Raw genomic sequence first — 17334 nt, forward strand, 5'->3', positions numbered from 1 at the left:
AGTGGTGCAAGGCAGTGCATCTGCTGTGGGTCCGCCGTCGGCCGGTGCAGGGTCCGGAACTCGCCGCACCGGCCGGCGACTACGCGAGAGCTATTCGGCCGATGGTGATCATCTCTTCCGTACGACGACGAAGTCGGCGAGCGCCGTGAACTGCGCACGCACCCGGTCGGGCATGTCCACGGCGTCGAGGGCTTCGATGGCGATGGTGTGCTGGCGGCGGGCCTCGTCGGCGGTCCACTCGCGTCCGCCGGCCTGCTCGATGAGGGCGGCGCGGGCGGCGAACTCCTCCTCGGAGAAGTTCTCGAAGTCGCTGCTCTTGGCGTCGGCGGCGAGGATCTCGCCGAGCCGCTCGGAGGCCGGCCCGCCCGCCGCGAGCGCGGCCACGACGGGCAGCGACTTCTTGCGCTGGCGCAGGTCGCTCCAGGTCTGCTTGCCGGTGGAGTCCGGGTCGCCCCAGATGCCGAGGAGGTCGTCGACGGCCTGGAAGGCGAGGCCCAGGTGGTAGCCGTACTTCTCGAGGGTGTCGGCGGTGTGGTCATCGGCGCCGCCGAGGACCGCGCCGATGGAGCTGGCGCAGGCGAGCAGGGCGCCGGTCTTGTTGCCCTCCATCTCCAGGCACTCCTCGACGGTGACGCGGTCGCGGTGCTCGTAGGAGATGTCCTGGGCCTGACCGTCGATCAGGGCGCGGGTGGCGGTGGTGAGACGGCGGGTGGCGCGGCCGGCCTCGACGGTGCCGAGTTCGAGGAGCACCTCGCCCGCGAGGGCGAACAGGGCGTCGCCGACCAGGATGGCCTGGGCGGGGCCGTGCACCTTCCACACGGTGTCGCGGTGGCGGCGCTGTTCGTCGCCGTCCATCAGGTCGTCGTGGAGGAGGGAGAAGTTGTGGACGAGTTCCACCGCGACGGCGCCGGGGACGCCGGTCTCGGGGGCGGCGGACATGACCTCGGCGGACAGCACGGCGAGAGCGGGGCGCACCGCCTTGCCCCCGTCACCTGCGGCGGGCCTGCCCTGGGCGTCGATCCATCCGAAGTGGTAGGCGGCAACGGTGTCCATGGGAGGTGCCAGGCGGTCGATGGCCGCCCGCAGTACCGGCATGGCCAGGGTCCGGCCGCGCTCCAGGAGCGCGGTCACGTCCACCGCGGTCTCTCGAGCGGCCTCGGAGGCCGGGGGCACAGTGGGCACAGTTACTCCTCTTGTTGCGGTACCGAGGGTGCGGGGGCCGCCTGCCGCGCTGCCTTGATCGAGCGTCACGCCGCCTCCTCGAACTCGAAGAGGCGGTGCGGGCGGGGCCGGCCCAGGGCGCCCAGCACGGCGTCCGCCGCACCGACTCCACTGCGGACCGCACTCTCCATGGTCGCGGGCCACCCTGTGGCGACCCACGCTCCGGCCAGGTAGAGGCCGGATGCCTTGGTGCGGGCGCCGGGCCTGAGGCGCCCGACGCCGGGGGTGGGAGCGAACGTCGCGGTGCGCTCCCGGGTGACGAAGAAGTCCCTCACCTCGGCGCCGCGGGTCAGCGGCAGGAGGCGCTCCAGTTCGGGCAGGTACCGCTCGCGCAGCACGGCCACGGGCTCGTCGATCTCGTCCTGGGCCGCCGACTGGGACAGGGCGAGGTACTGCCCTTCGCGCAGCCCGGACGCCTCGGTCCGGTCGAAGACCCACTGCACCGGGGTGCCGAGGGCGGTGAGGAACGGCCGGGTCAGCACCTTCCGGTCGTACACCACATGGACGTTGAGGATCGGCGCGGTACCGATCTCCAGGAGCCGTCCGGGGGCGTCGAGGGCACCGGCGGGCAGCAGGCCGTGGGCCTCGCGCTGCGGCACGGCGAGCACTACCGCGTCGGCCTCGAGCGTTTCGCCGGGGACCTGGACGCTCCACCGGCCGCCGTCGTAGCCGGAGACGGAGGTGACGCGGGTACGGACCTCGGTGCGCACGCCCGCCGAGTCGAGCGCCTCGCGGGCCAGCCGGTCGTGCAGCTCGCCGAGCGGGACGCGTGCCCAGCCGATGTCGGCCGCGCCCGGGCCCGACAGCAGGCCGGTCCTGAACACCATCGCGGCGAGCGCCAGGGAGGCGTCGCCCGCCACCGCGTTGAGGGTGGCGACCCCGACGAGGTCCCACAGGGCCTCGACGGCCCGGGCGGACTGACCGTGCGCGGCCAGCCAGCTGCCGAAGTCCTGGGCGTCCAGGGCGGGATCGGCGGGGTCGAGTCCCTTGAGCGCGAGCGCCGCCCGGCCCACCTTTGCGCGGTCGGCGAGCGACAGGTGCGGGTAGGTGGCGAGGCTGCGCCCGAGGTGCAGGGGTACGGGCAGCGCGTCGCGCCGCAGCCTGCCGAGCCTGCGTCCCTCGGGGCGCGCGAGATCCAGGACGGGTACGTCGAGCCGGTCCTGGAGCGGAGCCAGCGCCGCGCCCCCGATGCGATCGAGGAACCAGCGGTAGGCGGTGCAGCAGCGCAGGTAGACGTGCTGTCCGTTGTCGACGGTGAGCTCCCCGCGCCGGAAGGAGAAGGCCAGGCCGCCGAGCCTGGGCCTGCTCTCCAGCAGGGTGACGCGCAGCCCGGCGTCGGCGAGCGCGAGCGCGGTGGTGATGCCGGCGAGTCCGCCGCCCACCACGACGGCGTGCCGCCGGTCCTCGACCGGTCCCCGGGACCGCGTGCCGTGGGTCATGGCGCACCCTCTCCTGCGCGGTGGCCGTGCTTCTCGAACGGCGCACGGCCGGCCGTCTCAGTCAGGGACGCGGCCCCGCGGCGGAGGGTTGCCCGCCGCTTGTCCGCGGCGGTGCCGGGGAGGGGGATGTCAGCGACCGCGAAGCGTTTCCTCCCCCGGTCCCGTACCGGCGGCCGCCCGGCCGCACCGCGCAGGCACCGGCCCCATGCCGACGCACCGCCCGACACAGCCGAGCCGCATGACGCCACGCCGCCCGACACGGCCAGGCCACACGCCGACGCACCGCCCGACACAGCCAGGCCACATGACGCCACGCCGCCCGACACGGCCAGGCCACACGCCGACGCACCGCCCGACACAGCCAGGCCACATGACGCCACGCCGCCCGACACGGCCAGGCCGCACGCCGACGCACCGCCCGGCACGGCCAGGCCCGGCATGGCCCGGCGCCCCTGGGCCGCAGCCCGGCGGCCGAGGCGTGGCGCCGCTCCCCGCACCGGGCGGGCACCCGAGGCCAACCAGTACGCGGGGGTCCGCCCGGCGTGCCGAGAGCGGGCACCCTCAAAGACCTGACCACCGCTGCGCCGGTTCGTCACGCGCGCCTCCTGATGGACCGTCGGCTCACGTGCCGTGCGTCCAGACCGGACAGTCCGCGGACGGCGACGTAGGCCTTCTCCCTGCCCGGCAGGGAGACACGGCCGCGCAGGACGGCCTCCGGGTCGCGCTCGATGCGGTCGAGCAGGCGGCGGTAGATGCCGGCCATCGCGGCGACACAGGCGCCGCTGCGCCGGTCGAGCATGGGGAGCAGCCGGTAGCCCTCGGCGAACAGAGCCCGGGCCCGTCGCACTTCGAAGTGCACGAGGCCCGCGAAGTCGGAGCCCTCCGGCGGTCGTGGCCCACCGAAGCCGGCCGAGCAGCCGAATTTGGCGAGGTCGTCGGCGGGCAGATAGATGCGCCCGTCCGCAGCGTCCTCGCGGACGTCCCTGAGGATGTTGGTGAGCTGGAGCGCGAGTCCGAGCGTGTCGGCATACTCGGGCGCTCGGTCGGCGCCGCGCGCCCCCGGTTCCGTACCGAACACGCCCAGCGAGAGCCGCCCGATGGCGCCCGCCACGCAGCGGCAGTAGACCTTGAGGTCGTCCCAGGTCTCGTACGTCTCGCCGCGGACGTCCATCTGGACACCGTCGATGAGCTCGTCCAGGCCTCCCAGCGGGATCGGGAAGTGCGCGGCGGCGTGTGCGAGGGCGACGGCGACGGGGTCGAAGTCGTCCTCGTCGACCTCTCCCTCGCGGATCCGGGTGAGCAGCGCCCGGGTCTCCTCCAGCCTGGCGACCTTGACGCCGCCGGCCAGCGCGCCGTCGCCGATGTCGTCGACCCGCCGTGAGAACGCGTACAGCGCCGACATCGCGCGGCGCTGGGGCGTCGGAAGCAGCCGGATGCCGTAGGCGAAGTTACGGGCCTGCCGCCCGGTGACGGCCTCGCAGTAGCTGTAGGCGGCGAGTACCGGTGGGGACGCGTGTGGTTCCGACTCCACGGTCCGGATCACCCCTCTCCTCGCAGAGTCACGCCCACCTCACGCAGCAACTGGACCTTGCCGGGCTTGGGCGGGCCGGGAAGAACGTCGTAATCGGCGGCGGCGATCGCGCGGACGGCCGCCCTTCCCCCCGCCACGAACCCTGCGAGCAGCAGCTTCAGCCTGCCGTGGACGCTACCCACCAGAGGGGCACCTTCATTCAGGAGCTCCCGGGCCCTTCGCGCTTCGTACGCAATCAACGCACGGACCGACGCTCCGGCGGTTTTCGTGGCGAGATCCGCCTCCTGGACGTGAAAGCTCTTCATGTCGGCGACGGGCAGGTACACACGGTCGCGGCCGAGGTCCTCGGCCACGTCCTGCAGGTGCTCGACGATCTGGAGGGCGGTGCAGATCATGTCGGAGCGGCGGATCCGCTCGGGTGTGGAGGTGCCGGTGATCGCGAGGACGAGACGGCCCACCGGGTTGGCGGACAGCTCGCAGTACGCGAGCAGGTCGTCGTAGGTCTCGTACCGCCTGACCAGCTGGTCCTGGCGGTTCGCGGCGATCAGCCGGAGGAACGGCTCGGGGGTGAGCAAGCAGCGGCGGACGGTCGGCCGCAGGCGGCGCAGCAGGGGGTGACGCGGCGTCGAGTCGAAGACCCTGCGCAGGTCGGCCTCGAAGGCGTCCAGCAGGGCCGGCCGGTTCCCGGCTTCCTCGGGAGGCACGCCGAGCAGCCGGGCGTCGGCGCCGCCGGGGGCCAGGTCGCCGTCACCGATGTCGTCGACGAGGCGGGCGAAGCCGTAGACGGCCATGAGGTCCTGGCGCCAGGCCCGGGGCAGGAAGAACGGGGCCACCGGGAAGTTCTCGCCGCCGGCCTTGCCGAGAGTGCCGCGCTCCGGGTCGAGGGCGCGCGCCGTGCCGGTTCCCGTCACCGCCGACTGCCCGGCACGGGGACGGCACGTGCTGCGTGGAGCGGGGGAGTTTCCGTAGCCATCGCCGTCACATCTCCCGTTCTACACTGCCGACCCAATACGCACTATTTCGGACACGCCGCCCAGCCGTCCGCACGGCGGTCCGACGGGTGGTGTCGCGCATTATCGCCCTGATTGCCATGTTTCGAGACCGGTACAGCTTACGTTGCACAACGCGTCGGCTTTCGCCAGGGTGTCCTGTCCATCACGACAACACACCGAAGACCCCAAGATTCCCGGGATGAGCCGGAGTTGACGTTTCCTTTGCAGACGCCGGGCCCCGCCGGAACAGTTCCGTCGGGGCCCCGGCCGCATGGGGCTACTTGCCCGTGAACTTCTCGTACTCCTTGAGCACCTCGTCGGTCGGGCCGTCCATGCGCAGTTCGCCGCGTTCCAGCCACAGCACGCGATCGCAGGTGTCGCGGATCGACTTGTTGTTGTGGCTGACCAGGAACACCGTGCCGGCTTCCTTGCGCAGCTCCCGGATACGGTCCTCGGAACGCTTCTGGAACTTGCGGTCGCCGGTGGCCAGGGCCTCGTCGATCATCAGGACGTCGTGGTCCTTGGCCGCGGCGATGGAGAAGCGGAGCCGGGCCGCCATGCCGGAGGAGTAGGTGCGCATGGGCAGGGTGATGAAGTCGCCCTTCTCGTTGATGCCGGAGAAGTCGACGATGTCCTGGTAGCGGTCCTTGATCTCCTCGCGGGACATGCCCATGGCGAGCCCGCCCAGTATGACGTTCCGCTCGCCGGTCAGGTCGTTCATCAGGGCCGCGTTGACACCGAGCAGCGAGGGCTGGCCATCGGTGTACACCTTGCCCCGCTCGGCGGGGAGCAGACCGGCGATGGCACGCAGCAGGGTGGACTTGCCGGAGCCGTTGGAGCCGATGAGGCCGATGGCCTCACCGCGGTACGCCACGAAGGAGACGCCCCGCACGGCGTGCACCTTGCGCACGCCCCGCTCCGCGTCGTCGGAGCCCCGCTTGAGTATGCGGCTGAGGGCGGCGGTGGCGCTGCCCTTGCCGGTCTTGGCGCCGTTGACGCGGTAGACGATGTGCAGGTCGTCCGCGATGACGGTCGGGATCCGCTCGCCCTGCTGCGTCGGCTCAGCCACGGCCGTACCTCTCCTCCGCCTTCCAGAAGTACACGAAGCCACCGAGGGCGAACAGCACGGCCCAGCCGCCCGCGGCCGCCCACACGTGGTCGGGGAGGAACCTGGAGCTGTAGTCGTCGATGAGGGAGAAGCGCATCAGGTCCATGTAGATCGCCGCCGGGTTCCACTGGAGGACGTTCGCGACCCACTCCGGCTTGTCCTGCAGGAAGATCGGGATGGAGAACATCACACCGGACGCGTACATCCACGTCCGCATCACGAACGGCATCAGCTGCGCGAGGTCCGGGGTCTTGGCGCCCGCCCGGGCCATGATCAGAGCCAGGCCGGTGTTGAAGCAGAACTGCAGGACGAGCACCGGCACGATCAGCAGCCAGGACAGGTCGGGGTAGTGGCCGAAGCCGATCGTGATGGCGAACAGCACGATCATCGAGAACAGCAGCTGCTGGAGCTGCTGCAACGCGAAGGAGATCGGCAGCGAGGCCCGCGGGAAGTGCAGGGCCCGGACCAGACCCAGGTTGCCGGAGATCGCGCGCACGCCCGCCATCACCGAGCTCTGCGTGAAGGTGAACACGAACACGCCCGTGACCAGGAACGGGATGTACACCTCGCGGCTCATGCCCCGGTCGGCTTCCAGCAACAGGCCGAAGATGAAGAAGTACACGGCCGCGTTCAGCAGCGGAGTGGCCACCTGCCACAGCTGGCCGAGCTTGGCCTGGCTGTACTGGGCGGTCAGCTTCGCCCGGGAGAAGGCGAGGATGAAGTGCCGCCGGTCCCAGAGCTGACGGACGTACTCGATGAGGGAGGGCCGGGCGCCGCTCACACTCAGCCCGTGCCTGGCGGCGAGTTCCTTCGCCGTGAGGCCCTCGTCGGGCGCCGCGGACGCGCTCACCGCGACCGTGGCGTCATGCGTTGTCTCACTCACTAGTGGAAACTTTCGTCTTCGAGATGCGCGGCCTGTGCGGGCCCGCATGAGCCGGGGCCAGGGTACGGCCTCTCCCGGGTACTGCCGGACACGAGCTTGTCAGATGACGGGGGGCCGGCCCAGTCGGGTCAGCCGCCACACGGTACGCCACTTCATGGGCCGGCGAGGTCCGCACGGGGTCGTCCAGCCCTCGCGGAATCCGCCGAACCAGGCCCGCAGGGCGGGACGGGAGGGGCGGCGTACGAGGGTGAGCAGCAGCCACACGCCGAGATAGACGGGGACGAGCGGCGCGGGGAGGTTGCGGCGGGCCAGCCAGACGCGGTTGCGGGCGACCATGCGGTGGTAGACCGCGTGCCGCGAGGGCGCGGTCGTGGGGTGGTAGAGCACCATGTCGGACCGGTAGTCGATCATCCAGCCCGCGTCGAGGGCGCGCCAGGCCAGGTCGGTCTCCTCATGGGCGTAGAAGAACTCGTCCGGGAGTCCGCCGACGTCGGCGAAGACGCGGGTGCGGACGGCGTTGGCGCCGCCGAGGAAGGTGGTGACGCGGGAGGAGCGCATCGGGTCGGAGGCGCGCAGCCGGGGCACGTGACGGCGCTGGGTGACCCCGGTGTCGGGGTCGGCTATGCGAAAACTCACGATGCCGAGCTTCGGGTCGGCCTCGAAGGCCTTGCGGCACAGCTGGGCGGTGTCGGGGCTCGCGAGGAGGCCGTCGTCGTCCAGGAAGAGCAGGATGTCGACGTCCCGGCCGGCGGGGCCGAAGGCCTCGATGCCGACGTTGCGGCCGCCGGGGATGCCGAGGTTCTCGGGCAGCTCGATGGTGCGGACGCCCTCGGGGACGTCCGGGACGGGCGAGCCGTTGCCGACCACGACCACCTCGACCGGGTCGCCGTCCTGCCCCGCGACGGAGTCGAGCAGGGCGCGCAGCTCGTCGGGGCGGTTGCCCATGGTGATGATGACGGCGCCGACCTTCATGCCGCTCACTTCAGCCTGCTGGAGGCGAGGATCGACACCAGGTGCAGCAGGGTCTGCACGAGTGCGATGCCGGCGAGCACGGCCACGCCCAGGCGGGTGAAGAACAGGTCGCCGCGGATCTGGTCGGCGATCGCCAGGGCCAGGATCAGCAGGGACGCCTCGATGCCGAGGATGAGGCGGTGGAACTTCAGGGCGGCGGCGGCCTTGCGGGCCAGTGCCATACCGGAGGAGCGCATCTCGGCGGCGGCCTCCTTCACCGGCGGCTTGCCGGCCTGGTGCCGGGCGACGCCGACCAGGTCGGTCTCGGCCTTGATCAGGATGGCGCCGAGGGCGGCCAGGGTTCCGAGGAAGGCCCACAGCCAGTCGATGCGGCCGCTGCCCCACAGGTCGGCGGCGCGCAGGCCGAAGCCGGTGAGCACGGCGGCGTCGGTGAGGTAGGCGCCGACGCGGTCCAGGTAGACACCATTGAGGGAGTACTGCTTCTTCCAGCGCGCGATCTCGCCGTCGACGCAGTCCAGCAGCAGGTACATCTGGACGCACACCACGCCGAGCACGGCGCCCGTGATCCCCGGCACGAGGAGTGCCGGGGCCGCGAGTACACCGAAGACGGTCATCAGGTACGTGAGCTGGTTGGGCGTGACCCTGGTGTTCACCAGGTAGCGGTCGACCCGCAGGGACACCTCGCGCATGTAGAGGCGTCCCATCCAGTGCTCACCGCTGCGCCGGTCCTTCACCCCCGCGGGGTGAACGACGGGGCGGAGTTCAGCTACCGATGGCCTTGACATAGTCGGCGTAGGTGTCCTTGATCTGTTCGGTGTTCAGGTCGAGGTGTTCGAGGATGGTGTAGCGGCCGGGCCGGGTCTCCGGGGCGAACTCGACGGCCTTGACGAACTCGTCCGTGGTGAAGCCGATCTCGTCCGGCAGCACGGGCAGCCCGTGCCGTCGCAGCACCTCGGCCATGTACGCCGACTCCTCGTGCGCTCCGCGCAGCCACATCGCGAAGGCCGCGCCGAGTCCGCACTGCTCGCCGTGGGCGGCGGCCCGCTTCGGGTAGAGCAGGTCGAAGGCGTGGTTGATCTCGTGGCACGCCCCGGAGGACGGCCGCGAGTCGCCCGACACCGACATGGCGATGCCGCTGAGGACGAGCGCCTCGGCGAGCACCTGGAGGAAGGCGTTGTCGCCGATGCCGCCCGGGTGCCGCAGCACGGCTTCGCCGGCCTGGCGGGCCATGGCGGCGGCGAGGCCGTCGATGCGCTCGCCCTTGACGCGGTTCGCCAGCTCCCAGTCGGCGATCGCCGAGATGTTGGAGACGGCGTCGCCGATACCGGCGCGGACGAAGCGGACCGGGGCCTCACGGATGACGTCCAGGTCGATGACGACCGCGATCGGGTTCGGCACGCCGTAGGAGCCGCGGCCCGCGTCGTTGTCGAGGGTGGCGACCGGCGAGCACAGGCCGTCGTGCGCGAGGTTCGTGGGCACGGCGACCAGGGGCAGGCCGACGCGGGCCGCGGCGAACTTGGCGCAGTCGATGATCTTGCCGCCGCCGAGGCCGACGACCGCGTCGAAGTGGCCGGCCTTTATGTCGCTCGCCAGCCGGACCGCGTCGTCGAGGGTGCCGCCGCCGACCTCGTACCAGGTGGCGCCGGGCATGCTCGGCGAGATGCGCTCACGCAGCTTGGCGCCGGAGCCGCCGCTGACGGCGACGGCGAGGCGGCCGGAGTGCGAGATGCGCTCGTCGGCGAGGACGCACGCCAGGTCGTCGAGGGCGCCCGGGCGGATGTCGACGACGAGCGGGGAGGGGATGAGCCGGGTCAGTACTGGCACGCGATCTCCCGTCCCCGGGCGAGATCGTCGTGGTTGTCGATCTCCACCCACTTGACGTCGCCGATCGGCGCCACGTCGATACGGAAGCCGCGGTTCACCAGCTCCTGGTAACCGTGCTCGTAGAACTGCTGGGGATCGGTCTCCCAGACGGCCTTGAGCGCGTCGGCCAGCTCGGGGGCCGCGTCGCCCTCGATGAGGGTGACGCCGATGTACTCGCCGGTGGCCTCGGCCGGGTCCATCAGCTTGGTGATCCTCGTCATCCCCTTGTCGGGGTCGACGACGACCTTCATCTCCTCGTCGGCGAGCTGCTTCACCGTGTCCAGGGCGAGGATGATCTTCTTGCCGTCGCCGCGGGCGGCGAGCAGCGTCTTCTCGACGGAGACCGGGTGGACGGTGTCGCCGTTGGCGAGGATCACACCGTCCTTGAGGGCGTCACGTCCGCACCACAGGGAGTAGGCGTTGTTCCACTCCTCGGCCTTGTCGTTGTCGATGAGGGTGAGCTTGAGGCCGTACTTCGCCTCCAGCGCCTCCTTGCGCGCGTACACGGCCTCCTTGCGGTAGCCGACGATGACGGCGACCTCGGTGAGCCCGATCTCGGCGAAGTTGCCGAGGGTGAGGTCGAGAACCGTGGGTTCGCCCTCTATGCCCGCGGGACCCACCGGCACCAGCGCCTTGGGAAGGCTGTCGGTGTAGGGGCGCAGACGCCGTCCGGCGCCGGCCGCCAGCACGAGGCCGATCATGCGGGTTCTCCTTCATCGTGTACGGCGGGCGCGCCACCCTTGTGGGCGGACACCCAGAAGCGGATGCTCTCGACGAGCACCACCAGGGCCACGGCCACGGCGAGGACCGTGAGCGCGAGCGTGAACTGCGAGGCGGTGAGCAGCGCGGCGAGGACGGTGACGAGCAACGTCCGTCCCTCGTGCCCCCCGATGGAACGCACCAGCCAGGCGGGGGGCGCTCCGGCGTTGCCGCGGATGCGGTACACCGTGTCGTAGTGATGGTAGGCGACCGCCGACACCAGCCCGAAAGCCGCGGGGAGGGCTCCGTCCACGTCCGCCTTGGCCGCGAGGACCAGGACGGTGCCGTATTCGGCGGCGCGGAACAGCGGCGGAACGAGCCAGTCGAGGGCGCCCTTGAGGGGCAGCGCGACGGCGGCCGCCGAGGTGAGCGCGTACAGGGCCGCGGCGGCGACGGGCAGCGCGCTGCCGTACGGCTCGAGCGCCGCCGTGAGGACCAGCAGGACCGCGCCGGGCAGGGCGATGAGGAACCGGGCGCCGAACGGCGGCTTGGCGGGCAGCTTGCGCAGAATCCGCGCTAGGACGTCGGCGACCGGCCCGCTGTCCGCGAGGTCCGCCAGCGCCCGCGCCGCCCGGTCGGTCCGCCGGGCCCTGCGGGTCAGGGAGCGCAGCACGCGGCCCGCCGTGGTGTACGTCGCCGCGAAGGCACAGCCGATGAGCAGCGCGTAGAAGGTGATCCGCGGGGTCGTGACCGCGGTCAGCACGGCGATCATCGCCCAGCGCTCGCCGATCGGCAGGACGATCATGCGGCGCACCCAGACCGTCCAGCCGACGCTGTCGAGCTTGTCGGAGAGGGCGGCGGTGGGGCTGGTGTTGGCGGTGGCGTCGTGGTTGGCCTCGTTGAAGGAGAAGTCCACGACGTGCCGGCAGGTCTGCAGGACCATGGCGCCGAGGGCGAGGGACCACACGTCGTCACCGCCGCGGGCGGCGCCGAGGGCGAGGCCGGCGTAGTAGGCGTACTCCTTGGCCCGGTCGAAGGTGGCGTCGAGCCAGGCGCCGAGCGTGGAGTACTGCAGGGAGTAGCGGGCGAGCTGGCCGTCGGTGCAGTCCAGTACGAAGGAGGCGATGAGCAGGACGCCGGCCGCGACGAAGCCGCCGCGGGTACCGGTGGCCGCGCAGGCCGCCGCTATGAGGGCGGTGAGCAGTGAGGCGGTGGTGACCTGGTTCGGGGTCAGGCCGCGGCGGGCGCACCAGCGGGCGATGTAGCGGGAGTACGGGCTGATGCAGTAGGTGGTGAAGAACCCGTCGCGTGACTTCACGGCCGACTTCAGGCGTACGGCCTCGTCGTCGACGTCCGCCACCGCCTGCCGGGCCTCGTTGCGCGCCTGCGGATCGCCCGGGACGGTCGCGACGAGGCTGCCCAGTTCGGGGCGGTGCACGTCGGTGCCGTCGGCGTCGAGGGCGGTGAGGATGCGGTCGGCGAGGCTTTCGACCAGGGTGGTGCCGCCGCCGGCCGAGTTCTCGCGGGCCATCGCCCGGGTCAGGGCCTGGCGGCCGGCGGACTGCGCGGTGACGGCGCCCGGGATCGCGGCGAGCGGGAAGCGCGGATCGGTGAGGCCGAGGCGCAGCGCGTGCACATGCCCCACGAACCGGGCGTCGACCAGCGCGACCCGTTCGTCGCCCGGCACGCCGGCGAGCAGGGTCTCGGCCTCGGCGGCGTCGGACGCGGTCCGCACGTCGAAGCCGAGGGAGCGCAGATCACCCTCGATCGACGAACCGGGGACCGGCTGACCGGTGAGGATGGCGGTCGGCAACCGAACTCACTCCCTGGGTACCGGCGCGTCCGCGCCGGTGCTGTACATGGTGGGGGCGTCCCGCGCCGGTGGCTCCCGGGCGGCATCGTCGGCAGAGGCTATCGGATGCCGGGAAGGCCGCGTTCACCACCCGTTCGGCAGATCGATCGACGTGGTTCGCACCAGCCACCGCCGCGATCATCATCGTGGATCCGGGGCCCGGCCCACAAACCGCGCTCCCAGACCGGACATCGGGGACATCGCGCCGGGTGCGGTCGTTGCGGCCCCTCGGCCGCGCGACCCGGACGGGCACGGCGAAAGGACCCCTTAAGGTGGGCGACCATGACTTGGCTGATCACCGGCGGGGCCGGCTACATCGGGGCCCATGTGGCCAGGGCCATGACCGAGGCCGGGGAGCGCGTCGTCGCGCTCGACGACCTCTCGGCCGGGGTGCCCGCGCGGCTCCCGTCCGAGGTGCCCCTCGTGGAGGGCTCCTCATTCGACGGGGAGCTGCTGAAGCGGGTGTTCGCCGAGCACGGCGTGACGGGTGTGGTGCATCTCGCGGCGCGCAAGCAGGTCGCGGAGTCCGTGGCGCAGCCGACGCGGTACTACCGGGAGAACGTCGGCGGTCTGGCGACCCTGCTGGACGCGGTCGCCGCGGCGGGCATCGAGCGCTTCGTGTTCTCCTCGTCGGCGGCCGTGTACGGGGACCCGGGTGTGGACCTCATCACGGAGGACACGCCCTGCGCGCCGGTGAACCCGTACGGCGAGACGAAACTCGCCGGGGAGTGGCTGGTGCGGGCGGCGGGCCGGGCACACGGGATCTCCACCGTATGTCTGCGGTATTTCAACGTGGCGGGCGCCGCGGCGCCGGAACTGGCCGACACCGGCGTCTTCAACATCGTCCCGATGGTCTTCGACCGGCTCACGCGCGACGAGGCACCGAGGATCTTCGGCGACGACTACCCGACCCCGGACGGCACCTGCGTCCGTGACTACATTCACGTCGCCGACCTGGCCGAGGCGCATCTCTCGGCGGCCCGGCGGCTCGCCGCGGGGAACGCCGCGGGCGATCTGACGGTCAACATCGGCCGCGGCGAGGGCGTCTCGGTGCGCGAGCTCATCTCGGTCATCGGCGAGGTCACCGGCGACCGGCGGCCACCGCTCGTGCAGGAGCGCCGCCCCGGGGACGCGCCGCGAGCGGTGGCCTCGGCGGACCGGGCGGCAGCGGAACTCGGCTGGACCGCGCGGCGCGGGGTGCGCGAGATGGCCGAGTCGGCCTGGCGGGGCTGGCTGCTGCACCACTCACGCTGACGGGCGGGCCGCCTGACCTGCACATCGTTTCCGCAGGTCAGGGGAGATGACAACGGTGTTCAGTGCCGCGTTGCACATACCCCCTCCCCGTAGTTCACTGGGGCCCGGTGAAACCGATCACGGCGCACAGAGGAGGGCGGCCTTCATGGGGGCTGGTCACGATCACGGGCACGCGCACGGCGCGGCGGCCGGCTCCACGGCGACCTCGGCGTACCGCGGCAGGCTGCGGATCGCGCTCGCGATCACGCTCGGCATCGTCGTCGTCCAGATCGTCGGTGGCGTCCTCGCCGACTCGCTCGCGCTCGTGGCGGACTCGGCGCACATGGCGACGGACGCCCTGGGCCTGGGCATGGCGCTGCTCGCGATCCACTTCGCGAACCGCCCGCCCAGCGACCAGGCCACGTTCGGCTACGCCCGCGCGGAGATCCTCGCCGCCCTGGCCAACTGTCTGCTGCTGCTCGGGGCCGGCGGTTATGTGGTGTACGAGTCGGTCCAGCGCTTCATCACGCCGGCGGACACGGAGGGACGGCTCGCCATCGTGTTCGGTGCCATCGGCCTCGTCGCCAACATGGTGTCGCTGGCGCTGCTGATGCGCGGACAGAAGGAGAGCCTGAACGTGCGGGGCGCGTTCCTGGAGGTCGCGGCGGACGCCCTGGGTTCGGTCACGGTGATCGTCTCGGCCGGGGTGATCATGCTGACCGGCTGGCAGGCCGCCGACCCCGTCGCCTCGCTCGTCATCGCGCTGATGATCGTGCCGCGGACCGTGAAACTGCTGCGCGAGACGTTGCACGTGCTGTTGGAGGCGGCCCCCAAGGGTGTCGACATGGCGGAGGTACGGGCCCACATCCTGGCGACCGACGGGGTCGAGGACGTCCACGACCTGCACGCCTGGACGATCACGTCCGGCATGCCGGTGCTGTCGGCGCACGTGGTCGTCAGCTCGGACGTGCTGAGCGCGATCGGGCACGAGAAGATGCTTCACGAACTCCAGGACTGCCTCGGCGGCCACTTCGACGTCGAGCACTGCACCTTCCAGCTGGAGCCGAGCGGTCACGCGGAGCACGAGGCGCACCTCTGTCACTGACGGGGAGTGTTCTGTGAGGCGGCCGTGACTGGTGGGGCGCATTCGGATGCGAGTGCGCCGGGGGACGCGGCGCTACGGCGCACGCCCGCGCCCTGCCCCCTCCCCGCACCGGCAAGGACGATTTTCGGTCCACCCGGCCGGGCACGATCAGCTACTGGGTGCCTCTCCCGGCGGCGGAGCGGCGCCGCCCGCGCTCCGCGCCGTCGGGCGGGACATGCGGGCGGGCCGTGAAGTGCCGGGAGTGCCGGATTCGTACGGCAGACTTGGGGCGCGAAGACCGATGTGAAGGATGGGTATGCCGATCACACCTGCCACCGCGACGCACAACCCGTCGAACGGCACCGCAGACGCGATTTTGCTGGAACTGGTCGACGAGGACGGCGTGACGATCGGCACCGCGGAGAAGCTCGCCGCCCACCAGCCGCCCGGTCAGCTGCACCGCGCGTTCTCCGTGTTCCTCTTCGACGAGTACGGCCGGCTGCTGCTCCAGCAGCGCGCGCTGGGCAAGTACCACTCCCCCGGTGTGTGGTCGAACAGCTGCTGCGGCCATCCCTATCCGGGCGAGGCGCCCTTCGCGGCGGCGGCGCGACGGACCTTCGAGGAGCTCGGCGCCTCCCCGTCCCTGCTGGCGGAGGCAGGCACGGTCCGCTACAACCATCCGGACCCGGAGTCGGGGCTGGTGGAGCAGGAGTACAACCACCTCTTCGTCGGCATGGTGCAGGCGGTGCTGCGGCCGGATACGGAGGAGGTGGCGTCGACGGCCTTCGTGACCCCGCCCGAGCTGGCGGAGCGGCACGCCAAGGACACCTTCTCGTCCTGGTTCATGACCGTCCTGGACGCGGCCCGGCCGGCGATCAGGGAACTGACGGGGTCGTCGGCCGGCTGGTGACGGCGCTCAGAAGGGTGACACCCCCGTGGAGCGGGTGAGGCCTCCTAAGGAAAGTGCACGGGTTTGAGCGGCAGGGCGGCCCAGATCACCTTGCCGCCGCTCGCGGTGTGCTCGACCTCGCACGTGCCGCCCGCCTCCCGGGTGATCTCGCGCACCAGCAGCAGTCCGCGTCCGCCGGTCCGGCCGTGGTCGGTCTCCAGCGCGCTGGGCCGGTACGGGTGGTTGTCCTCCACGGACACACGCAGCCACTCGGCCCCGACGGCCACCTCGACCGCGATCGTCGGCGACAGCACAGCCGCGTGCTTCACGGCGTTCGTCACCAGCTCCGAGACGATCAGCAGCAGCCCCTGGGCGAGATCGTCCGAGACCGGCACGCCCTGACGCCGCAGCAGGTCCCGTACGGCGTGCCGTGCCTGCGGTACCGAGGCTTCGACCGCCGGAGCGGTGAAACGCCAGACCCCCTCGTACGGCAGCGGATGCGCGGGCCCGGGGCCGAGGGGCGCCGCGCCGCCCTCTGGGCGTGGGCCAAACCCGCGCCCGTCGTTGTCCATCGTCCGCTCGCCACCCTCGCGCTCGATAGTCGCCACCTCTCGAGTGTTGGTAACGATGCGATGCGGACCCCGGGACTGAACAGAAGTCAGCAACTATCGAGCACTTCTGACCATTGGCGTATGACACGGTCAGTTGTGGGACTGGTCCTGTCCCTGTTGTGCCGTCTCGGCGAACTATTCGGGTTGTACGTGTTTGACCACCGGATAGCATCCGGCCCATGGAGCCGCAGCTGCTGTACAGCGTGACCGACTCGGTCGCGACCGTCGTCATACGCCATCCGGAGAAGCGCAACGCCATGACGGCGGCGATGTGGAGCTCCCTGCCGCCGCTGCTCCAGACCCTGGCGGATGATCCGGACGTGCGGGCGCTGGTGCTCACCGGAGAGGGCGGCACGTTCTGCGCCGGTGCCGACATCTCGACGCTGCGGGGTTCACCGGAGGAGGCGCAACGGCTGGCCGTGGCGGCCGAGGAGGCGCTCGCCGCGTTTCCCAAGCCGACGCTGGCCGCCGTGCGCGGGCACTGCGTGGGCGGCGGGGCGCAGCTCGCGGCGGCCTGTGATCTGCGGCTCGCCGAGGAGGGGGCGCTGTTCGGTGTGACACCCGCGAAGCTCGGCATCGTGTACCCGGCGTCGTCGACCAGGCGGCTGGTGTCCCTCGTGGGACCGGCCACCGCCAAGTACCTGCTGTTCTCCGGCGAGCTGATCGACGCGGACCGGGCGCTGCGCACCGGCCTGGCCGACGAGGTGGTGCCCGAGGGCGATCTCGGCAAGCGGATCGCCGAGTTCACCCGGATCCTGGTCTCCCGTTCGCAGCTGACGCAGGCGGCGGCGAAGGAGTTCGCGGACGGGCGCAGGGACCGGGACGCGTACTGGGCCGGGCAGGCGCGCGCCGGCGGCGACGCCGCGGAGGGGGTCGCCGCGTTCCTGGAGCGCAGGCGGCCGCGGTTCGGCTGGAGTGTCCCTACGTCAGGATGACGTCGGCGTGCGAGCGGAGCAG

The 17334-nt window shown here is 71.7% G+C and carries 17 protein-coding genes; 4 read left to right on the forward strand and 13 right to left on the reverse strand.

The window, feature by feature from the left end:
• Positions 1-108: 108 nt before the first annotated feature.
• The 12 genes from IE212_RS05340 to IE212_RS05390 form a co-directional block, all read right to left on the reverse strand.
• On the reverse strand, positions 109-1251 hold the full coding sequence (locus tag IE212_RS05340) for a polyprenyl synthetase family protein (RefSeq protein ID WP_190196511.1): 1143 nt from the start codon (positions 1249-1251) through the stop codon (positions 109-111).
• Positions 1248-2660, reverse strand: a complete 1413-nt coding sequence (gene hpnE, locus IE212_RS05345; protein ID WP_190196512.1) for a hydroxysqualene dehydroxylase HpnE — start codon at positions 2658-2660, stop codon at positions 1248-1250. Before hpnE ends, IE212_RS05340 begins: the two co-directional genes overlap by 4 nt.
• Positions 2657-3100 carry a DUF6380 family protein gene (locus IE212_RS34795; RefSeq protein ID WP_229864068.1) on the reverse strand — a complete coding sequence of 148 codons (444 nt, stop codon included), beginning with the start codon at positions 3098-3100 and terminating at the stop codon, positions 2657-2659. Before IE212_RS34795 ends, hpnE begins: the two co-directional genes overlap by 4 nt.
• A gap of 152 nt (positions 3101-3252) precedes the next feature.
• A complete protein-coding gene (gene hpnD / locus IE212_RS05350; RefSeq protein ID WP_190196513.1) occupies positions 3253-4203 on the reverse strand; it encodes a presqualene diphosphate synthase HpnD in 951 nt (316 codons plus the stop codon).
• Positions 4200-5102, reverse strand: coding sequence for a squalene synthase HpnC (gene hpnC / locus IE212_RS05355; protein WP_190196514.1), 903 nt, complete (start codon positions 5100-5102; stop codon positions 4200-4202). The genes hpnD and hpnC overlap by 4 nt, the downstream gene beginning before the upstream one ends.
• 358 nt (positions 5103-5460) lie before the next feature.
• Entirely contained in the window at positions 5461-6252 is a 792-nt protein-coding gene (locus IE212_RS05360) for an ABC transporter ATP-binding protein (RefSeq protein ID WP_190196515.1), read from the reverse strand.
• The gene (locus tag IE212_RS05365) at positions 6245-7174 is read right to left on the reverse strand and encodes an ABC transporter permease (protein WP_190196516.1); all 930 of its coding nucleotides are present in this window, start codon (positions 7172-7174) and stop codon (positions 6245-6247) included. Before IE212_RS05365 ends, IE212_RS05360 begins: the two co-directional genes overlap by 8 nt.
• Before the next feature lie 99 nt (positions 7175-7273).
• Positions 7274-8146, reverse strand: coding sequence for a glycosyltransferase family 2 protein (locus tag IE212_RS05370; RefSeq protein ID WP_190196624.1), 873 nt, complete (start codon positions 8144-8146; stop codon positions 7274-7276).
• A gap of 5 nt (positions 8147-8151) precedes the next feature.
• A complete protein-coding gene (locus IE212_RS05375; RefSeq protein WP_190196517.1) occupies positions 8152-8931 on the reverse strand; it encodes a CDP-alcohol phosphatidyltransferase family protein in 780 nt (259 codons plus the stop codon).
• Complete coding sequence (locus IE212_RS05380; protein ID WP_190196518.1) at positions 8909-9970, reverse strand: iron-containing alcohol dehydrogenase family protein; 1062 nt, start codon at positions 9968-9970, stop codon at positions 8909-8911. Before IE212_RS05380 ends, IE212_RS05375 begins: the two co-directional genes overlap by 23 nt.
• A complete protein-coding gene (locus IE212_RS05385; protein ID WP_190196519.1) occupies positions 9958-10710 on the reverse strand; it encodes a phosphocholine cytidylyltransferase family protein in 753 nt (250 codons plus the stop codon). The genes IE212_RS05380 and IE212_RS05385 overlap by 13 nt, the downstream gene beginning before the upstream one ends.
• On the reverse strand, positions 10707-12521 hold the full coding sequence (locus IE212_RS05390; RefSeq protein ID WP_190196520.1) for a DUF5941 domain-containing protein: 1815 nt from the start codon (positions 12519-12521) through the stop codon (positions 10707-10709). The genes IE212_RS05385 and IE212_RS05390 overlap by 4 nt, the downstream gene beginning before the upstream one ends.
• Positions 12522-12842: 321 nt before the next feature.
• On the opposite strand from IE212_RS05390, the gene galE reads away from it, so the two are divergent.
• The 3 genes from galE to idi all read left to right on the forward strand — a co-directional run bounded on the left by galE (position 12843) and on the right by idi (position 15787).
• Positions 12843-13814: a UDP-glucose 4-epimerase GalE gene (gene galE / locus IE212_RS05395; protein WP_190196521.1), complete on the forward strand. Its 972-nt coding sequence runs from the start codon at positions 12843-12845 to the stop codon at positions 13812-13814.
• Positions 13815-13959: 145 nt separating this feature from the next.
• Complete coding sequence (locus IE212_RS05400; protein ID WP_190196522.1) at positions 13960-14898, forward strand: cation diffusion facilitator family transporter; 939 nt, start codon at positions 13960-13962, stop codon at positions 14896-14898.
• 295 nt (positions 14899-15193) lie between these two features.
• The gene (gene idi, locus IE212_RS05405; RefSeq protein WP_190196523.1) at positions 15194-15787 is read left to right on the forward strand and encodes an isopentenyl-diphosphate Delta-isomerase; all 594 of its coding nucleotides are present in this window, start codon (positions 15194-15196) and stop codon (positions 15785-15787) included.
• Positions 15788-15831: 44 nt separating this feature from the next.
• Here idi and IE212_RS05410 read toward each other — a convergent pair whose 3' ends face one another.
• Entirely contained in the window at positions 15832-16338 is a 507-nt protein-coding gene (locus IE212_RS05410; protein ID WP_190196625.1) for an ATP-binding protein, read from the reverse strand.
• 218 nt (positions 16339-16556) lie between these two features.
• Between IE212_RS05410 and IE212_RS05415 the strand changes: the two genes are divergently transcribed.
• A complete protein-coding gene (locus tag IE212_RS05415) occupies positions 16557-17312 on the forward strand; it encodes an enoyl-CoA hydratase/isomerase family protein (protein WP_190196524.1) in 756 nt (251 codons plus the stop codon).
• The last annotated feature ends 22 nt before the right edge of the window (positions 17313-17334 follow it).

The sequence above is a fragment of the Streptomyces djakartensis genome, from assembly GCF_014651075.1.
Lineage (GTDB): Bacteria > Actinomycetota > Actinomycetes > Streptomycetales > Streptomycetaceae > Streptomyces > Streptomyces djakartensis.

What these genes read in the sequence shown, in the direction of transcription:
- IE212_RS05410 (WP_190196625.1), bottom strand. Translation starts at nt 16,338, where the DNA reads ATGGACAACGACGGGCGCGGGTTTGGCCCACGCCCAGAGGGCGGCGCG.
- IE212_RS05375 (WP_190196517.1), bottom strand. Translation starts at nt 8,931, where the DNA reads ATGTCAAGGCCATCGGTAGCTGAACTCCGCCCCGTCGTTCACCCCGCG.
- IE212_RS34795 (WP_229864068.1), bottom strand. Translation starts at nt 3,100, where the DNA reads ATGCCGGGCCTGGCCGTGCCGGGCGGTGCGTCGGCGTGCGGCCTGGCC.
- IE212_RS05370 (WP_190196624.1), bottom strand. Translation starts at nt 8,146, where the DNA reads ATGAAGGTCGGCGCCGTCATCATCACCATGGGCAACCGCCCCGACGAG.
- galE (WP_190196521.1), top strand. Translation starts at nt 12,843, where the DNA reads ATGACTTGGCTGATCACCGGCGGGGCCGGCTACATCGGGGCCCATGTG.
- idi (WP_190196523.1), top strand. Translation starts at nt 15,194, where the DNA reads ATGCCGATCACACCTGCCACCGCGACGCACAACCCGTCGAACGGCACC.
- IE212_RS05415 (WP_190196524.1), top strand. Translation starts at nt 16,557, where the DNA reads ATGGAGCCGCAGCTGCTGTACAGCGTGACCGACTCGGTCGCGACCGTC.
- IE212_RS05385 (WP_190196519.1), bottom strand. Translation starts at nt 10,710, where the DNA reads ATGATCGGCCTCGTGCTGGCGGCCGGCGCCGGACGGCGTCTGCGCCCC.
- hpnE (WP_190196512.1), bottom strand. Translation starts at nt 2,660, where the DNA reads ATGACCCACGGCACGCGGTCCCGGGGACCGGTCGAGGACCGGCGGCAC.
- IE212_RS05400 (WP_190196522.1), top strand. Translation starts at nt 13,960, where the DNA reads ATGGGGGCTGGTCACGATCACGGGCACGCGCACGGCGCGGCGGCCGGC.